The sequence below is a fragment of the Streptomyces sp. NPDC056503 genome (assembly GCF_042794995.1).
Classification (GTDB): domain Bacteria; phylum Actinomycetota; class Actinomycetes; order Streptomycetales; family Streptomycetaceae; genus Streptomyces.
The window spans coordinates 1-16,212 of the sequence record NZ_JBHTST010000024.1 but is presented as its reverse complement, the minus strand read 5'-3'; the positions used below and the strand labels follow the sequence as shown (position 1 = coordinate 16,212).

Annotated in this window: 14 protein-coding genes; 11 read left to right on the top strand and 3 right to left on the bottom strand. The window is 70.9% G+C overall.

The genetic code is table 11. The features are described from left to right. Window positions 1-4: 4 nt before the first annotated feature. Together ACFQ8C_RS10140 and ACFQ8C_RS10135 are read right to left on the bottom strand one after the other, a co-directional pair. Window positions 5-804 (bottom strand): IS5 family transposase gene (locus ACFQ8C_RS10140; RefSeq protein ID WP_383454326.1). Its coding sequence is split into 2 segments (ribosomal slippage): window positions 5-492 and window positions 492-804, totalling 801 coding nucleotides; the frame shifts between segments, so codons are not numbered across the junction. A 613-nt stretch (window positions 805-1,417) separates the two neighbouring features. After that, window positions 1,418-2,218 carry a maleylpyruvate isomerase family mycothiol-dependent enzyme gene (locus ACFQ8C_RS10135; protein ID WP_383454323.1) on the bottom strand — a complete coding sequence of 267 codons (801 nt, stop codon included), beginning with the start codon at window positions 2,216-2,218 and terminating at the stop codon, window positions 1,418-1,420. Window positions 2,219-2,676: 458 nt separating this feature from the next. On the opposite strand from ACFQ8C_RS10135, the gene ACFQ8C_RS10130 reads away from it, so the two are divergent. From ACFQ8C_RS10130 to ACFQ8C_RS10120, 3 genes are all read left to right on the top strand, one after another. Continuing rightward, window positions 2,677-2,823 carry a hypothetical protein gene (locus tag ACFQ8C_RS10130; RefSeq protein WP_383454320.1) on the top strand — a complete coding sequence of 49 codons (147 nt, stop codon included), beginning with the start codon at window positions 2,677-2,679 and terminating at the stop codon, window positions 2,821-2,823. 1,027 nt (window positions 2,824-3,850) lie between these two features. Continuing rightward, entirely contained in the window at window positions 3,851-6,091 is a 2,241-nt protein-coding gene (locus ACFQ8C_RS10125; protein WP_383454317.1) for an FG-GAP repeat domain-containing protein, read from the top strand. Between the two features lie 346 nt (window positions 6,092-6,437). Continuing rightward, complete coding sequence (locus ACFQ8C_RS10120; protein WP_383454314.1) at window positions 6,438-6,794, top strand: helix-turn-helix domain-containing protein; 357 nt, start codon at window positions 6,438-6,440, stop codon at window positions 6,792-6,794. A gap of 59 nt (window positions 6,795-6,853) precedes the next feature. On the opposite strand, the gene nhaA is transcribed toward ACFQ8C_RS10120, so the two are convergent. After that, window positions 6,854-8,755: a Na+/H+ antiporter NhaA gene (gene nhaA / locus ACFQ8C_RS10115; protein WP_383454311.1), complete on the bottom strand. Its 1,902-nt coding sequence runs from the start codon at window positions 8,753-8,755 to the stop codon at window positions 6,854-6,856. A gap of 111 nt (window positions 8,756-8,866) precedes the next feature. Here nhaA and ACFQ8C_RS10110 point away from each other — a divergent pair, with 111 nt between their 5' ends. From ACFQ8C_RS10110 to ACFQ8C_RS10075, 8 genes are all read left to right on the top strand, one after another. After that, window positions 8,867-9,139 carry a hypothetical protein gene (locus ACFQ8C_RS10110; protein WP_383454308.1) on the top strand — a complete coding sequence of 91 codons (273 nt, stop codon included), beginning with the start codon at window positions 8,867-8,869 and terminating at the stop codon, window positions 9,137-9,139. A 114-nt stretch (window positions 9,140-9,253) separates the two neighbouring features. Then, window positions 9,254-10,228: a DUF4396 domain-containing protein gene (locus ACFQ8C_RS10105; protein WP_383454305.1), complete on the top strand. Its 975-nt coding sequence runs from the start codon at window positions 9,254-9,256 to the stop codon at window positions 10,226-10,228. Window positions 10,229-10,961: 733 nt separating this feature from the next. Continuing rightward, entirely contained in the window at window positions 10,962-12,137 is a 1,176-nt protein-coding gene (locus tag ACFQ8C_RS10100; protein ID WP_383454303.1) for a sensor histidine kinase, read from the top strand. After that, window positions 12,134-12,535, top strand: coding sequence for a roadblock/LC7 domain-containing protein (locus tag ACFQ8C_RS10095; protein ID WP_383454300.1), 402 nt, complete (start codon window positions 12,134-12,136; stop codon window positions 12,533-12,535). The genes ACFQ8C_RS10100 and ACFQ8C_RS10095 overlap by 4 nt, the downstream gene beginning before the upstream one ends. Beyond that, window positions 12,532-12,909 carry a DUF742 domain-containing protein gene (locus tag ACFQ8C_RS10090; protein WP_383454297.1) on the top strand — a complete coding sequence of 126 codons (378 nt, stop codon included), beginning with the start codon at window positions 12,532-12,534 and terminating at the stop codon, window positions 12,907-12,909. Before ACFQ8C_RS10095 ends, ACFQ8C_RS10090 begins: the two co-directional genes overlap by 4 nt. Further along, on the top strand, window positions 12,884-13,486 hold the full coding sequence (locus tag ACFQ8C_RS10085) for an ATP/GTP-binding protein (RefSeq protein WP_383454295.1): 603 nt from the start codon (window positions 12,884-12,886) through the stop codon (window positions 13,484-13,486). Before ACFQ8C_RS10090 ends, ACFQ8C_RS10085 begins: the two co-directional genes overlap by 26 nt. Window positions 13,487-13,491: 5 nt before the next feature. Beyond that, window positions 13,492-14,841, top strand: a complete 1,350-nt coding sequence (locus ACFQ8C_RS10080; RefSeq protein WP_383454292.1) for a cytochrome P450 — start codon at window positions 13,492-13,494, stop codon at window positions 14,839-14,841. A 224-nt stretch (window positions 14,842-15,065) separates the two neighbouring features. Beyond that, on the top strand, window positions 15,066-16,181 hold the full coding sequence (locus tag ACFQ8C_RS10075; RefSeq protein WP_383454289.1) for a tryptophan dimethylallyltransferase family protein: 1,116 nt from the start codon (window positions 15,066-15,068) through the stop codon (window positions 16,179-16,181). Window positions 16,182-16,212: the final 31 nt, after the last annotated feature.

The window sequence follows — 16,212 nt, the reverse complement described above, 5'->3', positions numbered from 1 at the left end:
ACCATCATGGCGCAGCTCTCACAACGCCTGGAGTCGTCTTGAGCCTGCGGTAGCAGATGAGGGTGCAGGCGATGCTGGTGAAGGCGAGGAAGTGGTCGGCTTTGCGTTCGTGGCGTCGGTGGAGTCGTCGGCAGCCGGCGAGCCAGGCCATGGTGCGTTCGATGGTCCAGCGATGACAGCCCAGCCTCTGCGAGGACTCGACACCTTTGCGGGCGATGCGGTGGGTGATGCCACGCTGGCGTAACCATCGCCGCAGGTGGGAGTAGTCGTAGCCCTTGTCGCCGTGAAGCTTGCCCGGCTTGCGCCGCCGGGGCCCGCGGCGGGACCGGATCGGGGGTATGCCCTTCACCAGCGGGATCAGAGCCTGGCTGTCGTGAAGGTTCGCCGCCGAGACTCCTGCAGGGATGGGCAAACCGGTCCGCTCAGTGATCAAGTGAATCTTCGAGCCGTACTTGCCCCGGTCCACAGGATTCGGACCTGTCAGGTCCCCCTTTTCAAAGCCCGCATGTTCACCGAGTCGATCGCGCAGCGGGACCAGTCCAGCTCGCCTCGGGACCCGAGTTCGTCGAGGACCAGGCGGTAGAGCTTGGCCCACACCCGGGCCTTCGTCCACTCGGAGAAGCGCCGGTGAGCCGTCGCTCCCGACGGCCCGAACGGCGCAGACCGCAACTGCTGCCACGTGCAGCCCGACGTGGCCACGAACACGATCGCGGCCAGTGCCTCTCGGTCACCATGCCGACGCCGGCCACCACCCTGAGGCCGCGAAGGAGCCTCCGGCACCACCCGCTGGAACAGCTCCCACAACTCGTCCGCACCAGCCGCTCAACAATCCCCACCACAGACCGCAGCCTACCGAGCCAATTGAGATGACGTCTAAGCCTCCGGTTGCCCGCTCCCGCCCCCGCCCCCGCAGCCAGCCAGCCAGCCAGCCAGTCAGCCGGCACCGGCAGCAGTGGCCGGACCGCCGCCCACTCGGCGTCCGACTTGCCGGTGGGATGCCGACGCTCGCGCGCCCCGTGGTCCCTGGCGTTCCCGAACCTGTGAGCCAGACAGTCACACGCGGGAGTGGCTGAAGTGGACCCCTTCCCGCGTTTCCGTAGAAATGCGACAACAGGGCCTCCTGGAGCGCACGTTGGCTTCGGTACCCTTCGAGCTGCCAAGAGGCCCTGCTCTCATGCACGACAGCCGTCGCAGTCACCCGATCGACCGACTTCTCGACGAGACCGGGACGACGGCAGTCGCGTCGCTTCTCGTGATCGCGGGGACGGACGAATTCGCCCTGCCATCCAGGTGGACGGTCGGCTTGGTGACGCCCCGAGGCCGCCTCGCGGGTTTGGGCCCGGTGCCGCGACTGACGAACCTGGCGAGGAGTCGTGTCCTACCGGATCGAGGCGCGGCCAACCACCCCCGCTACGTCCTACTTCTCCTCCGGCTCCCAGGCGCGGAGCAGGTCGAGCAGCCCTGCGTCTCCGTCAACGTGCAAGGAGTCGGCCTGGATCCGGTCGTACAGGTAGAGGACCAGCTCACTGGCCGTGCCGTGGACGGAGGCGCCGGCTGCGTCCGAGTCTTCGCCGGTCGCGGTGGTGGGCGCGGGGATGCGGGTGATGCGTGCGCCGTCGCCGTCGACGGCGAGGCGCCAGGAGCGGCCCTCGGCGGCGTGGAAGTCGAAGGCCGTGGGCGTGTGCGGCCAGGCACTCGGCGTTGCGCAGACGGTGAACAGGAACTCCTCCACACCGTCGAGTGCCAGTTCGACCGGCAGCGGCTGCGGGGAGCCCCCGGCGAGCTGGGCGTCGTAGGTGTGCACCGCGGTCTCCTGGACCCGGTGCCGGGCGGTGCCGCCGGCGGTCTGCGGCGACTGCGACGCGGGCCACCACGTCCAGCAACCGCTCTCCGGTCCCGCCGCGCGCAGGGCGCCCAGCAGAAGCTGTGTCGACGCGTCCAGCCAGGCCAGCAGGGCCTCACGCTCCTGCGGCACTTCCAGCGCGGCGCGCGCGGCGACGGCCTCGGCCGGGGGAGCGTCGGCAGACCCCGCGCCGACGATGGCGGCCCAGAAACGGTCTCCCCCACCCAGATGCTTCACCAGATCGAACAGCGTCCACCCGGGGCAGGTCGGCACCTGCGCGTCGAGACCGGGCGCGGCGGCGACCACGGCGCGGAAGGCGGCCGACCGTTCATCGATGAGTCGCAACAGGTCAGGGAACTCAAGATTCTTTTCCACGCCGGGTGTCTATCACCGTGCTCCGGTGATCGGACAGCGATTTTCACAGTCGCCGCCGGTTGGCCCTTGCGGACGTCCTCGCCTCCCACCGCCCAGGTGGCAAGCTGCGCACTGCTGCGAGGACGCTGGTGGTGGCGGTACGCCAGGCGTCGTGCCTGTGGGCGCTCTGGCCTCGCCGTGCGGCCGGGCACCTCGGCGACGTGACGTCCACCCGGTGCGCGCGGTCATGCTGCCGCTCGATGTGATGGACGTGGAGGTCACGAGGGCGGGGGAGGACCGGTCGGGTCGGGAGTTCAGGTGACTCCCGTTCGACCAGCACTCCTCAAGTCCGGAACGACAACAGCCACTCCCATGCGAGAACGAGCACCCAAGGGGTTGAAGGTATCCCCGTCGCCTGGCAGGTGCCGACAGACGCCAGGGCAAGGGGCCCTGAGTATTCGTCTATGGGGAGTAGGTTCATGATCCACATCGCGCTTGGCCGGATGCGCTACGTCGAACCGCAGGAGGAGCAGCTGGGGCGCGATCACGTCGGCTGGGACGAGAACATGGGCGACGAAGCCCTCTTTCGCCGGGTCCGGTGCATACCGGCGTTCGACGACCTCTGACCTCCGACCTCCGACCGCGCGACGCGCCTTCGCCGACTCGCTCGTACGCTCACCGACCGGTTCGGCCTCGGCGCTCACCGGCATGGCGCTGTCGGGGCCGAGTGGTCCACATCCGCACGCGCCTGGACCTTCGTGCGGACCGACGGGCCGACCGTCGCACAGGTGCGGGCCGCCTGCCTGGAAACAGAGCCGACGGCGAGCGAGGGCCTTCGGTACGCGCGGACGCTCTCGCCGGACACCACCGCACTCGGTGCCGTCCTCCTGACGGTCTACCCCGCCACCGGCACGAGCCGCCGCCCCCTGCTGCGTCGCCTACGTCCGTGACCTGCTGCCCGCCTGGACGCAGGATCACCTGTGGTTGACCCTGCGGCCCGTCCTCCGCCCCCCAAAGCATCGAGGGGTTCGTCGTGCTGCCCCGCCGCTGGAAGGCCGAACGGTCGAACGGTCGATCGACTGGATCATGAACGCCCGCCGCGACTGCCGGGACTGCGAGCGTCTGCCCGAGCGCTCCGAAGCCCACCTGAACGGGGCCTTCATCACCCTCGTGACCCGACGCCTGGCCCGGAAAGGCCCCCGCGCCGACAGCTCGACGGAGAAGAACCGGCCCGTCGGCTGGTTACTCCTCAGTCGACAGCCTCATCAGCAGGCGTCCCGCCCTCCAGCGAGAGCCCTGAGCAGACCACTTGAGCATGCGAGGCTCCCCGGCCGGCTCCCCGGCGGCCATCGCGGTCGACCCCTGCTGCCGCTTCCGGCGCATCAGCCATCCGACGAGGGCTGCGGCGACCACACCCCTCGTTGGTTCGATCGCTCTCGCATCCAAGCAGGTGGAAAACGCGGACGGAGCCCTTCACCCGACAGCAGGGCCCTGGGCCTTCAAAGACACCTACCGGGCGGTACAGGAAACCCCCGGCCCCCGAGACGGACTACGGAATTCTTCGGTCCGGCGTGCAACCCTCGGGGCGTTTCGTGAGTCATGCGTGCGTGGCGTGTCGCGCCACGCCCGCACTCCTGGGAAGGAACGTTTCCCTTGCCTCGCACCACCCGTCCGACCCCCACCACCCGTACGCGTCCGCTCGCCACCACCGTGGCCCTCGTCCTCGCCGTGACGGCCGGCGGCGTCTTCGCCATGCCCGCCCTGGCGGCTCCCGCCGTCACGGGGGCGGTGACCGCCGACCTGCCGCAGCAGGAGCCGGTCGGCATGCCGACCGGCGGTGTCCTGCGCGGCGGCGGCCCCTCCGGCTTCCTGACCTTCGACGCCGGGCAGGACCGCTTCTCCTGGACCCGGTACGCGGACGGGGTCACCGTCGAGTTGCCCGAAGGCCAGTACCGGGGCGCTGTCGACAGCGACATCGTCGTGCGCGAGGACGCGCCCCGCGCCCTCTCGCTGTACGACATGGCGACGAGCACCAAGGACGCCGCCGTCCCCGAGCCCACCCTCCTCGGCGTCACGCTCCCCGGCTCCTCGACGAAGCTGCTCAGGTCCGCCGGGAAGACCCTCGTCATGCAGGCCCTGGACGCCTCGGGCAACGCCTCCCTGCACCTGCTCTCCCTCCAGGACGGCAAGGCCGTCGTCCGCGAGGTCGCCGGTCTGCCCGCCGACGCCAGGTTCGTGAGCTACGACCTGAACGAGCCCGGTGTCTTCGCGCTCGCGTACACCGGCACGGTGGACGGGGCGGCCGGGAAGTGGCTCGCCGCCGTCGACCTGGCCACCGGCACGATCACGAGCCGACGCACCCTCCCCGCCGTCTCCGCCAACGTCGCCGCCTCGGCCACCCACCTGGCCTGGGCGGAGCGGAGCGCCGACGGGCAGCTGACCGTCGTGTCGGCCCGCCACGGTGAGACCGCCACGGTCCGGACGCCGATCGGCGCGGGCGACTGGGTCCAGGTCGACCTGATGGGCGACTGGGTCACGTACACCCGCACGGGCGGAGCCGCGGCGACCGAGCCGAACCCCTTCTTCCCGCTCAAGGCCCGCCCGGTCGCGGGCGGCACCCCCGTCACGGTCCTGGAGAGTACTGAGGCCCTGTTCGGCGCCGGGCAGGTCCAGGGCGGCACGGTCGCGCACGGCGAGGGCGTCTACCGGATCGCCCCCGGCGCCGACGGCAAGCCGGTCGCGACGCTCCGCGCGAGCAACGGTCAGGCCACCGTCCTGGATCTGACGGGCCAGGAGGTCCCCGCCGTCCTCGACTTCCGCAAGGAGGTGCCGTGGCCGACCATGACCTGGTACCTCAACCGGGGCAACGCGCTGGTGCAGGTCGAGCTCACCCACAAGGCGAGCGGCAAGCGGTGGACGTCCGGCCCGGACTACGCCTACGGGGACGAGGCCCGCTACACCACGTCCTGGGACGGCGCCTTCGACGACTACACGGCCGCCCGCAACGGCGCCTACACCTGGAAGCTGACCGCCAAACCCCGCAACGGCATCGGCCCCGACCTGGTGCGCACCGGCTCCCTCACCGTCGCGAGCGGCACGGCCCCCCACGACTACTCGGACAGCGGTGCCCCGGACCTGCTGGTCCGCAACGAGGCGGGCCGGCTGCTGTCCTTCGACTTCCGGCAGATCCTCACCCAGTACCTCTCCCCGACGGAGCGGACCGACCACGGCGCTGGCTGGAACATCTACGACCGCGTCGTCGCCACCGGCGACATCGCCGGCTCCCGCTTCGCCGACGTGGTCGGCCGCGACCGCTCCGGCGTCCTCTGGTTCTACCAGGGCACCGGCACGGGCCTCGCCCGCCGCGTCCAGGTCGGCGGCGGCTGGCAGACGTACGACAAGCTCACCGCCGGCAGCGACCTGACCGGCGACGGCCGGGCCGACCTCGTCGCCGCCGACAGGTCCGGCGTGCTGTGGCTGTACGCCTCCACCGGCAGTGCCACCAAGCCCTTCGCCCCCCGCAGGAAGATCGGCGGCGGCTGGCAGACGTACGACCGGATCACCGCGACCGGGAACGTCGCCGGCGGCCGGGGCGGCGACCTCGTCGCCCGCGACCGGGACGGCGTTCTGTGGCTCTACCTCGGCAAGGGCGACGGCACCTTCACCGCCCGCACCCGCATCGGCGGCGGCTGGCAGGAGTACGACGAGATCGTCGGCATCGGCGACGCCGACCGGGACGGCCGCCCCGACCTGCTCGTCGACGGGAAGGCGCTGTACCGGGGCTGGTCCCTCTCCTTCTACAAGGGCACCGGCGACGCCCGCGCCCCGTTCGCGTCCCGGAAGAAGCTGTGGACCGAGAACACCTTCACCGACGAGAACGGCCTGGTCTTCTGACCAGGAGGAAGAGCGGGGGAGTCCGGGGGAAGAGCGGGGGAGCCCGCCGGACCTGACGGACTTCCGGGTTCCCCGGTCCGGCGTACACCTCTCGGGCACCTCGTGAGTCATGCGGGCGTGGCGTGTCACCCTTTCGCGCCACGCCCGTAACTCTCCCGGGAAAGGCTTCCTTCAGTCGCCCCTCCTCGTCCGAGAGGCGCTCTCCCGCTCCACCGCAGACGCTCCGCGCCCCGTCTCCTCACCGAGGCCGTGGCCGTCGCCCTGGCGGCGACCTCCGGTGCCCTGACCGCCCCGGCGGTCGCAGCGACGCCGTCGGCCGTGACGGCCCCGCCGACGTCCGGGCGCCGTGCTGCGCGAGCCCGGCGAGGGCTGGAGCACCGCCCGGCTCGCCGATCGTGCCGCAGTGTCGTGGACCACCCTCATCCGCCGCTTCGGGCAGGCGACCCGAATGCCGGTGGGCACGTTCCTGACCCGGCTGCGGATGATGATCGCCGCGGCCCTGCTCACCCGCGGCGACGCCCCGGTCGGCACGACGGCCGGAGCGGTCGGCTACCGCTCGGACGGTGGCTGGAGCGGTCGCCTATCGCTCGGTCTCCGCCTTCAGCCGCGCCTTCCGCGCGGAGACCGCGACCACACCGGCCAGTTGCACTCGGCGGCACGCACCCGCCGGCAGGAAGTCCCCGCCGGCGAACCGGCCCCGTAGGCCATGGTCGGGGCCCGCGACGGGTCGACCGATCGCACGGCGTTCGGCCGGGACCTGGCTCAGGTGGGTGGCGTCGCGCGTGCGCGGGCGGCCCGGACGGCGGCGGTCAGCGCGTCGATGTCGTAGGCGCCGTGGTGCCTGCGGCCGTTGACGAAGAACGTCGGTGTGCCGGCCACGCCACTGAGGTCGGCGGACTCCACGTCCCCGGCGACCCGGGCGGCCCCGCGCCGGTCCTCCAGGTCACGTTCGAAGCGGTCCGCGTCCAGCCCGATGCGGGTGGCGTAGGCGCGCAGGTCCTCGATGTCCAGCGCGTTCTGGTGGCTGATGAGCAGGTCGTGCATCTGCCAGTAACGACCCTGCAGGGCGGCTGCCTCTGCGGCTTCGGCGGCGAGCCGGGCGTGGACGTGGACGTCGGTCAGCGGAAGGTGGCGCCACACGTACCGTACGTCCCCGGCACCGGCGAGCAGTTCGCGGACGACGTCTTCGGCCTTTCCGCAGTGGGGGCACTGGTAGTCGCCGTACTCGACGACCGTCACCGGCGCGTGCCGGGGCCCCCGGACGTGGTCGCGGTCGGGGTCGACGGGCACGGCGAGGTCGACGAGCGTCTCGGCCTTCCCGTACAGCGCCCGCGCCCGCAGCGGCGGGGGCAGCAGGCCGATCACGGCGGTGACGGCCAGGGAGGCCGGCAGCGAGACGAGTAGCGTGGCGAGGACGCCGATCTTGGCCTCCTCCAGCCGTGCGCCGGTGAACGTGAGCGACGCGATGAGCAGGGACACGGTGAAGGCGACTCCGGACAGCGTGCCGCCCGCGACCGCGGCGCCCCAGCCGACAGGGAGACGGATCCGGCCTCGGGAGGCGAGGGTGATCAGCGTGGCACCGCCGGTGATGCCGAGCGGCTTGCCGACGGCGTAGGCCAGCAGGATGCCCAGGGTGACGGGCGAGGCGAAGGCGTCGGTCAGTCGGTCGCCGCTGAGCTCGATACCGGCGTTGGCCAGCGCGAACAGCGGGACGACGGCATAGCTCGTCCACGGGTGGTACACACGCTGAAGACGCTCGTTCGGCGAGACCGCGGAGGAGAGACCGGCCCGGGCGGTCCGCTCCAGCTCGGGGGTGGGCTGCTCCCGGAAGCGGTGGAAGACCCCGCTGGCGTGCTCCAGCTCGGCGCGCGTGGCCGGCGCGGCGGAGGTCAGCAGGCCGAGCACGAGGCCGACCACGACCGGCTCCACCCCCGATTCGAGCATCGCCACCCAGGCGACAGCGCCCAGGAGCGCGTCCACGACGCCGCGCCGCACCCCGGCCCCGCGCACCAGGACCGGCACAAGCAGGGCGCCTGCCGCGACGAGCAGCGCGGGCGCGGAGACGTCGTCACTGTAGGCGAAGGCGATGACCGCGAGGGAGAGGAAGTCGTCGACCACCGCGATCATCAGAAGGAACACCCGCAGCGCGGGCGGCATGCGGGAGCCAAGCACGGCCAGCAGCCCCAGCGCGAAGGCCGTGTCGGTGGACATCGCCACCCCCCAGCCGCCGCCCGTCCCGTTTCCCGCGTTGAGCGCCAGGAACAGGGCGACGGGCACGGCCATGCCCCCGATCCCGGCGGCCAGCGGCAGCGCCAGCCGTCTGCGCTCGCGCAGCTCGCCCCGGTCGAACTCCCGGCGCGCCTCCAGCCCGACCACGAAGAAGAACAGCGTCATCAGGCCGCTGTTCACCCACGTCCGCAGGTCGAGCGAGATCCCGTACGAGCCGGCCCGGAGGGAGAAGGGCGTCTCCCAGAACGAGGTGTAGGACCCTGGTGCCGTGTTCGCCCAGACGAGCGCGGCGACCGCCGCGGCCAGTAGGACGGCCGTACTCCCGGTCTCGGTCCGCAGGAAGGCGCGCAAGGGCGAGTCGCCGCCGCACGGGGTCTGGGCGGTGTAGTCGCCGGAGCCCGCGGAACCGCGGGGGGCGGTGGTGTCGAGGGGCATCTTCGCTCTCTCGTCGGACAGGCGGTACGGCCGGCGCCCCCTTCCGGCGACGCCATGAGACAAGAAGGGCCTTTCGCCCCTTGATCGAACAATCTACCCAACCGGACATTCATGGCATGGGCGATCGGCATCACGGGCTTTCTCTCCGTCCGGACGACCCCCGCGTACGCCGCCGGGCACAGGCGGAACGGGGCCGCGATCGCCCTGCACGCGCTGACGGACCCGACGAGCTTCCTGGCGGCCGGAGGCGTGGACGAAGCCGTGACACCACAGAGTGGCGGCGTGTGGTCGCCGCTCACCCTCGACAGCGCGATCCTCATGGTCCTCGCCCTCGTGGCCGTCTTCCTCGTCACAGGGCGCGGGCACCTGCTCCCGGTCGCCTGACCGGCCCCCAGGCCGGACGCCGCGGCCACGGGACGGCCTCGCGCATCCACGCTGCCGAGTGGTCCGTTTTCTGTGGTTCTGCCAGGGTGAAAGAACGGTCACCAGGAGGTTTTCATGCTTCTCGACGGCGTGATGCTGCTGTGGTTCCTGCAGGTCGCCATCGCGGTGGTCTTCGTCGCCATCGACATCCAGCGCACCCCCGAAGCGACGGTGATGAAGTGGGGCTTCGTCGTCGTCACCGCCTTCAGCGGACTCTTCGGCGCCCTGCTGTACGTCCTCAGCTGCCGCGAGCCGCTGCCCGGTACGCACGAGCAGTACGTGGCCGCGAAATGGCGCCAGGTCGTCGGCTCGACCATGCACTGCGTGGCCGGTGACGGCATCGGCATCCTCGCCGCCGCGGTGATCACCTATACGCTCGGCGTCCAGCCGTGGGCGGAGCTGACCGTCGAGTACGTCCTCGGCTTCCTCTTCGGCTGGACGGTCTTCCAGGCCCTGTTCATGAAGAGCATGTTCGGCAGCTACCGCACGTCGCTGAAGAAGACGTTCCTCGCCGAGCTGCTGTCCATGAACGCGGTCATGGGCGGCATGACGGCGGTCATGATCCCCTGGATGACCAACACCATGCCCCACCCCAGCCCCATCGGCCCCACCTTCTGGTTCATCATGTCCATCTCCCTGTGCGCCGGCTTCCTCGTCGCTCTCCCGATGAACTGGTGGCTGGTCGACCGAGGCCTCAAGCACGGCATGCTCACCGTCCGCCACGACAAGCCCGTCCCTCTCGCGGCCGGAATCGCCCTCGCCGGCGCCGCCCTCTCCGACGGCCCGCCTACAGCACCGCATCCTGATGGCCACCCCGCCCCGGCCACCGGCCACGCGGCTCACGCCGGTCCCGTCGCGGAGCCTGTGACGCACATGACGCACAAGACGCACACCGCAGCCGAGCAGCCCGCCCCCGCCGGCGGCCACGACCACCACTCCATGGAACCGAAGGTCGGCCGCGGACCGCTCGCCCTCATGACCGCGGTCAGCTTCCTCGTCCTCGCCGCCGGAGTCGTGGTCGCCGGAATCTTCGGCCACCTGACCATGTGAACCGCCTTCGACGCCCCGGCCCCGCAGACAGGAATACCGCTCGCCTCGAATGACGCTTCCTGCCGGGGGAGCGGACGCCGTGGAGCGCGGCCCGGCGTGAGGCGTACGCGAACGACCCGGGCGGCCCCGACACCCTGATCGCCGCCACCGCCGCCTCCCACCGGTCCAAGGCCGACAAGGACCCGGCCGAGTTGCTGCTCTCGAACGCCACCTGCCACTGCACCTACGCCACCACCTGGGTCGGCCCGGAGCCGCGCCGGTGGGCCGTCGGGAGCGGTCGCCGAATCCTTCGTGGAAAGGCTTCGCCACCTCTCCCGGCTCTTCAGCGGGACGTCCGGACCGGTCGGCGTGCGCATGGGCCGAGTGGCGCGGTTCACCGTGGGTCCCCTCCAGATCGTTCGAGAATGGCGGGATGCTGTCGGAAGGGTCCGCCTGCGCCCGTGACCTGCGGCGACGCGCCTCCGCTGGTGGATTTCCGGCCGACCGGCCCGGTTCCATGGGCGGGGAGCCCATCCCATACCATCCGACTCGTCTGGTCAGCCTGTCTATTGACGGACAGTCACTTAATCGCACAGTGGTACGATCTCGGCGCAAGCGGGGCGGGCGGACGAGCGCAGAACGACACCTCCTACTTCAGGGGTGTCCGCGCAGGCGTCCCGACGCGGACGGTTCGCCGGGGCACCCCAATGACGGGAATTCAGTCACTGGCCATTGGCCGCCTGAAGAGAGTCTTATGACGGAATACATGCAGAACCCGATGCTGTGGGCTCTGTTGGTCCTAGTTCTTGCCGCCATCGCCGTTATCGTCCGCCAGCGCAAGGCGGCCAAGGCTTTGAAGCAGCAGATCGACGGGCTTCGGAACCATTACTCCGACCTGGAGAACCACTACACGCAGTCCGTCGAGGCGGCTCAGGAACAGGCCGAGGAAGCGACGAAGACGGTCCTGAAGTCCGCGATGCGGACGCTCCAGGGCCTCGCCGCCGAACAGCAGCTGGTCGTCTCACGGCTGCAGAGCAAGTACGGCGAGTCCTCCATGCTCCAGGACCTGCTCGAGATCGACCACACCAACTCGCAGTTCGGCCGGCGAGCGCAGTCCATCGCCGTGCTGTGCGACGGCTGGCTCGGCCGCCACCGCGACGTGGCGTCCGTGTACGACGTGATCCGCAGCGCCCAGGGCCGGATCCGGCACTTCCGTCGCGTGGAGATCCTCTCGCGCGTCGACTTCGGCCTCACCAGCCGAGTCGTCGAACCGGTGGCGCTGGCGCTCGCCGAGCTCCTCGACAACGCCACCAGCTACTCCAGCCCGGACACCGTCGTCGAGATCAACACCCGCACCGTGCCCAAGGGCGTGTGCATCGTCGTCGACGACGCGGGTGTCGGCATGAGCGACGAGGAACGGGTTCGCGCCGAGCGACTGCTCTCCAGCAACCGCGTCACCGGCGTCTCCGGACTCGGCAACCCGCCGCAGTTCGGCTTCGCCGTGATCGGCGTTCTCTCCGAGCGCTTCGGCTTCGAGGTGTCCGTGGATTCGTCCTCGCCCTACGGTGGGGTCCGCGCGGTCGTCCTGCTGCCGCACGAGCTGCTCACCAGCGTGCCGGTGCAGAAGCCCGCGGCGCCGCCCGTGATCGCTCCCAGCGCGCCGAACCCGGGCGGGCCCGAAACCGTGCTCGCGGCCTCCTCGGCCTCCTCGACCGCCGACGGCCTGCCGAAGCGGCGCCGCAAGCGGCCCATGACCATCGTGCCCAGCAGTACACCCGCGCAGGCTCCGAGCCGCTCCGACGCCGAAGCGGCGGCGATCATGGGTGCCTTCCAACGAGGCACGGAGTCCGGCCGGGCCTCCTTCCCGGAGATCCCGGACCGCACGAGCGGCACATCTCGTGCAAGCAGCGAAGGACATGAGGTCTCGTGAACGACGATCTGTCATGGATGCTCGACAGCGCCCTGGAGATTCCCGGTGCCCTGCACGCGGTCCTGATATCCGCCGACGGCCTGCTGATGGCCAGGTCGAACGGCTACGGCAAGGACAACGCCGACCGTGTCGCGGCCGCGATGAGCGGTGTGCAGTCGCTGAGCCGCTCGCTCGCCTTCTTCTGCGAGGACCCGAGCGCGCGGTGGCGGCAGACCCTGGTCGAGTTCGACGGCGGCTGGGTCTTCCTGATCTCCGCCGGTGAGGGTGCCTACCTCGGCCTCTCCGCGTCCCTGGACGTCGACATGGCAGACATCACCTTCCGCATGCAGCAGCTCGTGGGCCAGCTCGGCAAGGTGCTCATGACGCCGCCGCGCGAGAACCTCGGCACGCACTCATGACGGGGCACGAGGAGTGGGAGCCGGAGCCCGCCGAGCTGGTCCGACCGTACGTCATCACCAAGGGACGCGGTCTGCCCGACGAGGAGCAGCTCTCCCTGATCACGCTGGTGACGGTGGCGCCGGAGGAGGGCCAGCGGCCCACCCGGATCTCCCCCGAGGAGCAGCGGCTGATCGACATGTGCTCCGCCGGCTACCTGTCGGTCGCCGAGATCGCCGGCCACACCCGGCTGCCGCTCGGCGTGGTGAAGATCCTCCTCGCCGCCCTGGCCGAGGGCGGCTACCTCATCACCCGCTCCCCGGTACGCCGAGCCGCCCTCGCCGACCGGGAGATCCTGGAGGAGGTGCTGCATGGTCTCCGCGCCAAGTTTGGGTGAGCAGGACTACGTACGCGACGGCGCTTCGCAGATCCCGGTGAAGATCCTCGTCGTCGGGCACTTCGCGGTGGGCAAGACCACGTTCATCGGCGCGATCTCGGAGATCGAGCCGTTGACCACCGAGGAGCGGATGACTCAGGCCGCCGAGCACGTCGACGACCTCAAGGGCGTCCGGAGCAAGACCACCACCACGGTGGCCATGGACTTCGGCCGACTGACCATCAGCGACCGCATCGTGCTGTACCTGTTCGGCACCCCCGGCCAGCAGCGGTTCGTGCAGATGTGGGAGGACCTCGCGCGCGGGGCCCTCGGCGCGCTGGTCCTCGTCGACCCCGAGCGGCTCGCGGACTCCTTCGGAGTCATCGACCTGATCGAGCAGTACGGGCTGGAATACGCCATCGCCGTCAACCACTTCGACGGCACGCCCCTGCGGGACGAAGCGGCGCTGCGCGAGGCCTTGGACCTGCTCGACGACACCCCCGTCGTCACCTGCGACGCGCGCGACGAGAAGTCGTCCGCCGGCGCACTCACCACCCTGGTCCGCTTCTTGCTGGACCGCGCCCGACAGGAGCAGTAGCCGACATGGACACCCACACCCCCGCCCCGGTGCCCCCGCCCGGCTGCCCCGCCCACGCCTCGGGCGCCCGGATCCCGCTGCACGGACCGGAGTTCGCCGCGGACCCGCAGGCGTACTACGCGTACATGCGCCACTACGGGCCCACCGCGCCCGTGGAGCTCGCCCCCGGGGTGGACGCCACCCTCGTCACCGACTACGCCACCGCGCTCCAGCTGCTCCAGGACTCCGCGTCCTTCCGCAAGGACGCGCGTCTGTGGCGGGACTTCAACGAGGGCCGGGTCCCGCACGACAGCCCCGTCGTACCCCTCCTCGCCTACCGGCAGAACTGCATGTTCAGTGACGGCGGCGAGCACCTGCGGCTGCGCCAGGCGATCACGGACAGCATGGCCCGGATCGACACGCAGCGGCTGGCCCGGAACACCGAGCGGATCTCGGACTACCTGATCTCCCAGTTCGGCTCCCGCGGGTCGGCCGACCTGCTCGGCGACTACGCCAAGCAGCTCCCGCTGTTCGTCTTCAACGAACTCTTCGGCTGCCCGGCCGGCATCGGCGACCGGGTGCTCTTCGGCATCACGGGGATGTTCGACGGGGTGAACGCCGAGAAGGCGACCGCGGTGCTGTTCGGGGCCGTGCAGGAACTGGTCACGCTCAAGCGGAGCCGGCCGGGCGACGACGTCACGTCCTGGCTGATGCAGCACCACGCCAAGCTGAGCGACGAGGAGATGGTCCACCAGCTCGCCCTCCTCCTCGGCGCGGGCGCCGAACCGCTGCGCAACCTCCTCGGCAACACCCTGCACCGGCTGCTCAGCGACGACCGCTACGCCGATGGCGGCGGCCTGATCGACGAGGCGCTCGACGACACGCTGTGGGACAACCCGCCCATGTCGAACTACGCGCCCCACTACCCGGCCAGGGACATGGAGTTCGCGGGCGAGAAGGTGCAGGCAGGGGACCTGATGCTGGTGAGCTTCGCCGCCGCCAACTCGAGCCCGGCCCTGAAAGCCGCCCGTACGACCGGCAGCAACCGGTCCCACCTGGCGTGGAGCGCGGGCCTGCACGGTTGCCCGTCCAAGGAGCCGGCCCGGCACATCACCGTCACGGCCATCGAGCACCTGCTCAACCGGCTGCCGGACGTCGAACTCGCCGTACCGGAGGACAGCCTGATCTGGCGTCCCGGCCCCTTCAACCGGGCCCTGGCCACGCTGCCCGCCAAGTTCACCCCCCTCCCGACCTCAGGACACGGCGACACGCGGCCCGACACGGACGTCACCGCGTCCGGTGCGCAGTCCGGCGGGGAGGGCAACGGGGAACGGAAGGGCCGCTGGAGCCAGTTCCTGTCCTGGCTCACCAGCTGATCCACACGTTCTCCATAGGCTCCCTATCTCTGCATGACCATTCGATCGCGAGGGTAGTGATCCACGCGGCACCAATGTTGCGTATGAGGTAGAGGAGATGTCGTGGACCGCATATCCACCGACACCGCTATGGCACAGTCACCGCCCCGTGGCGGTGCGCACCGGGATACCCGCCCTCGTCGGCGGGTATCTTCATGCGTACCCGAATTCCTGGTGGGGTGCCGGTGACCGGCTTGCCGCTCGACATCCTCCCGGATCCGCGGTCCGGTACTCTCGGCGCCTTCACCCGGGCCCAGTTGGTACGCCTCTGCGACGTCGTGGGACTTTCTCCCGCCGACACGGAGACGTACGCGCATCTTCTGGTCGAGGCGTTGGGCCCGGCCGCCGAGCGGTCGTTGGCCCTGCCGCCCCTGACGCGGACCTTCCTCTCGGACGACCACACCCCCGTCGAGTACTCGCTCTCCTTCAGCCCCGGCCGGCCCCCGGCGCTGCGTGTGCTGGTGGAGCCGGGCTGTGGCGCGGACACCCGGGCGGAGAACGGCCGGATAGGTCTGGACGTCGTCCGCGCCATGGCCCGGCGCTGGGACTTCTCCACCGAGGCCCTCGACGAGATCGAGGACCTCTTCTTCCCGGCCCGGCCGAAGGGCCCGCTGGCGCTGTGGATCGCACTGGAACTGCTGCCCGGCGGCGTGCCCAAGGTCAAGGTGTACCTGAACCCGGCCGCGTCAGGGGTGAAACGTTCCGCCAAGACCCTGCGGAAGGCCCTGCGCAGGCTCGGGCACAAGAAGGCGCACAGGGCGCTGCCGAAGGCCGACGGCCACCCCTTCCTCGCCCTGGACCTGGGCCACTGGGAGACGCCGCGGGTGAAGGTCTACGCCCGGCACCTCGACCTGTCGGCTTCCGAGGCGGGCGGCCTGTCCCGTACGGGCTCCGGCCCGGGGCCGGCGGAGATCCAGGAGTTCTTTCGGGCCGCCGCCGCCACCGACGACCTCGACCGGCGGCCCGGCCTGTCCTGCCACTCCTTCACCGAGACGGAGACCGGCCGCCCCAGCGGCTTCACCCTCCACATCCCGGTCCGCGACTATGCCCGCGACGACAGAGAGGTCCTGGAGCGGGCAGTGGACGTCCTGCGGAGCCACGGCATGGACCCCCTCCCCTTGGTCCGTTCGGTACCGGCCCTCACCACGAGGCGGCCCAAGGACGGAGTGGGCCTCATCGCCTACCTCGCGCTCGCCCACCAGCAGGGCCATCCGCCCCGGGTGACCGCGTACCTCTCGTCGGAGGCCTACGCCGTCAGACCGCCGACGAAACTGCGGCGCCGCGCGGCGGCGGGAGTCTAGCGACGCCCCTGCGACGGGGCTCCCGGTGGTG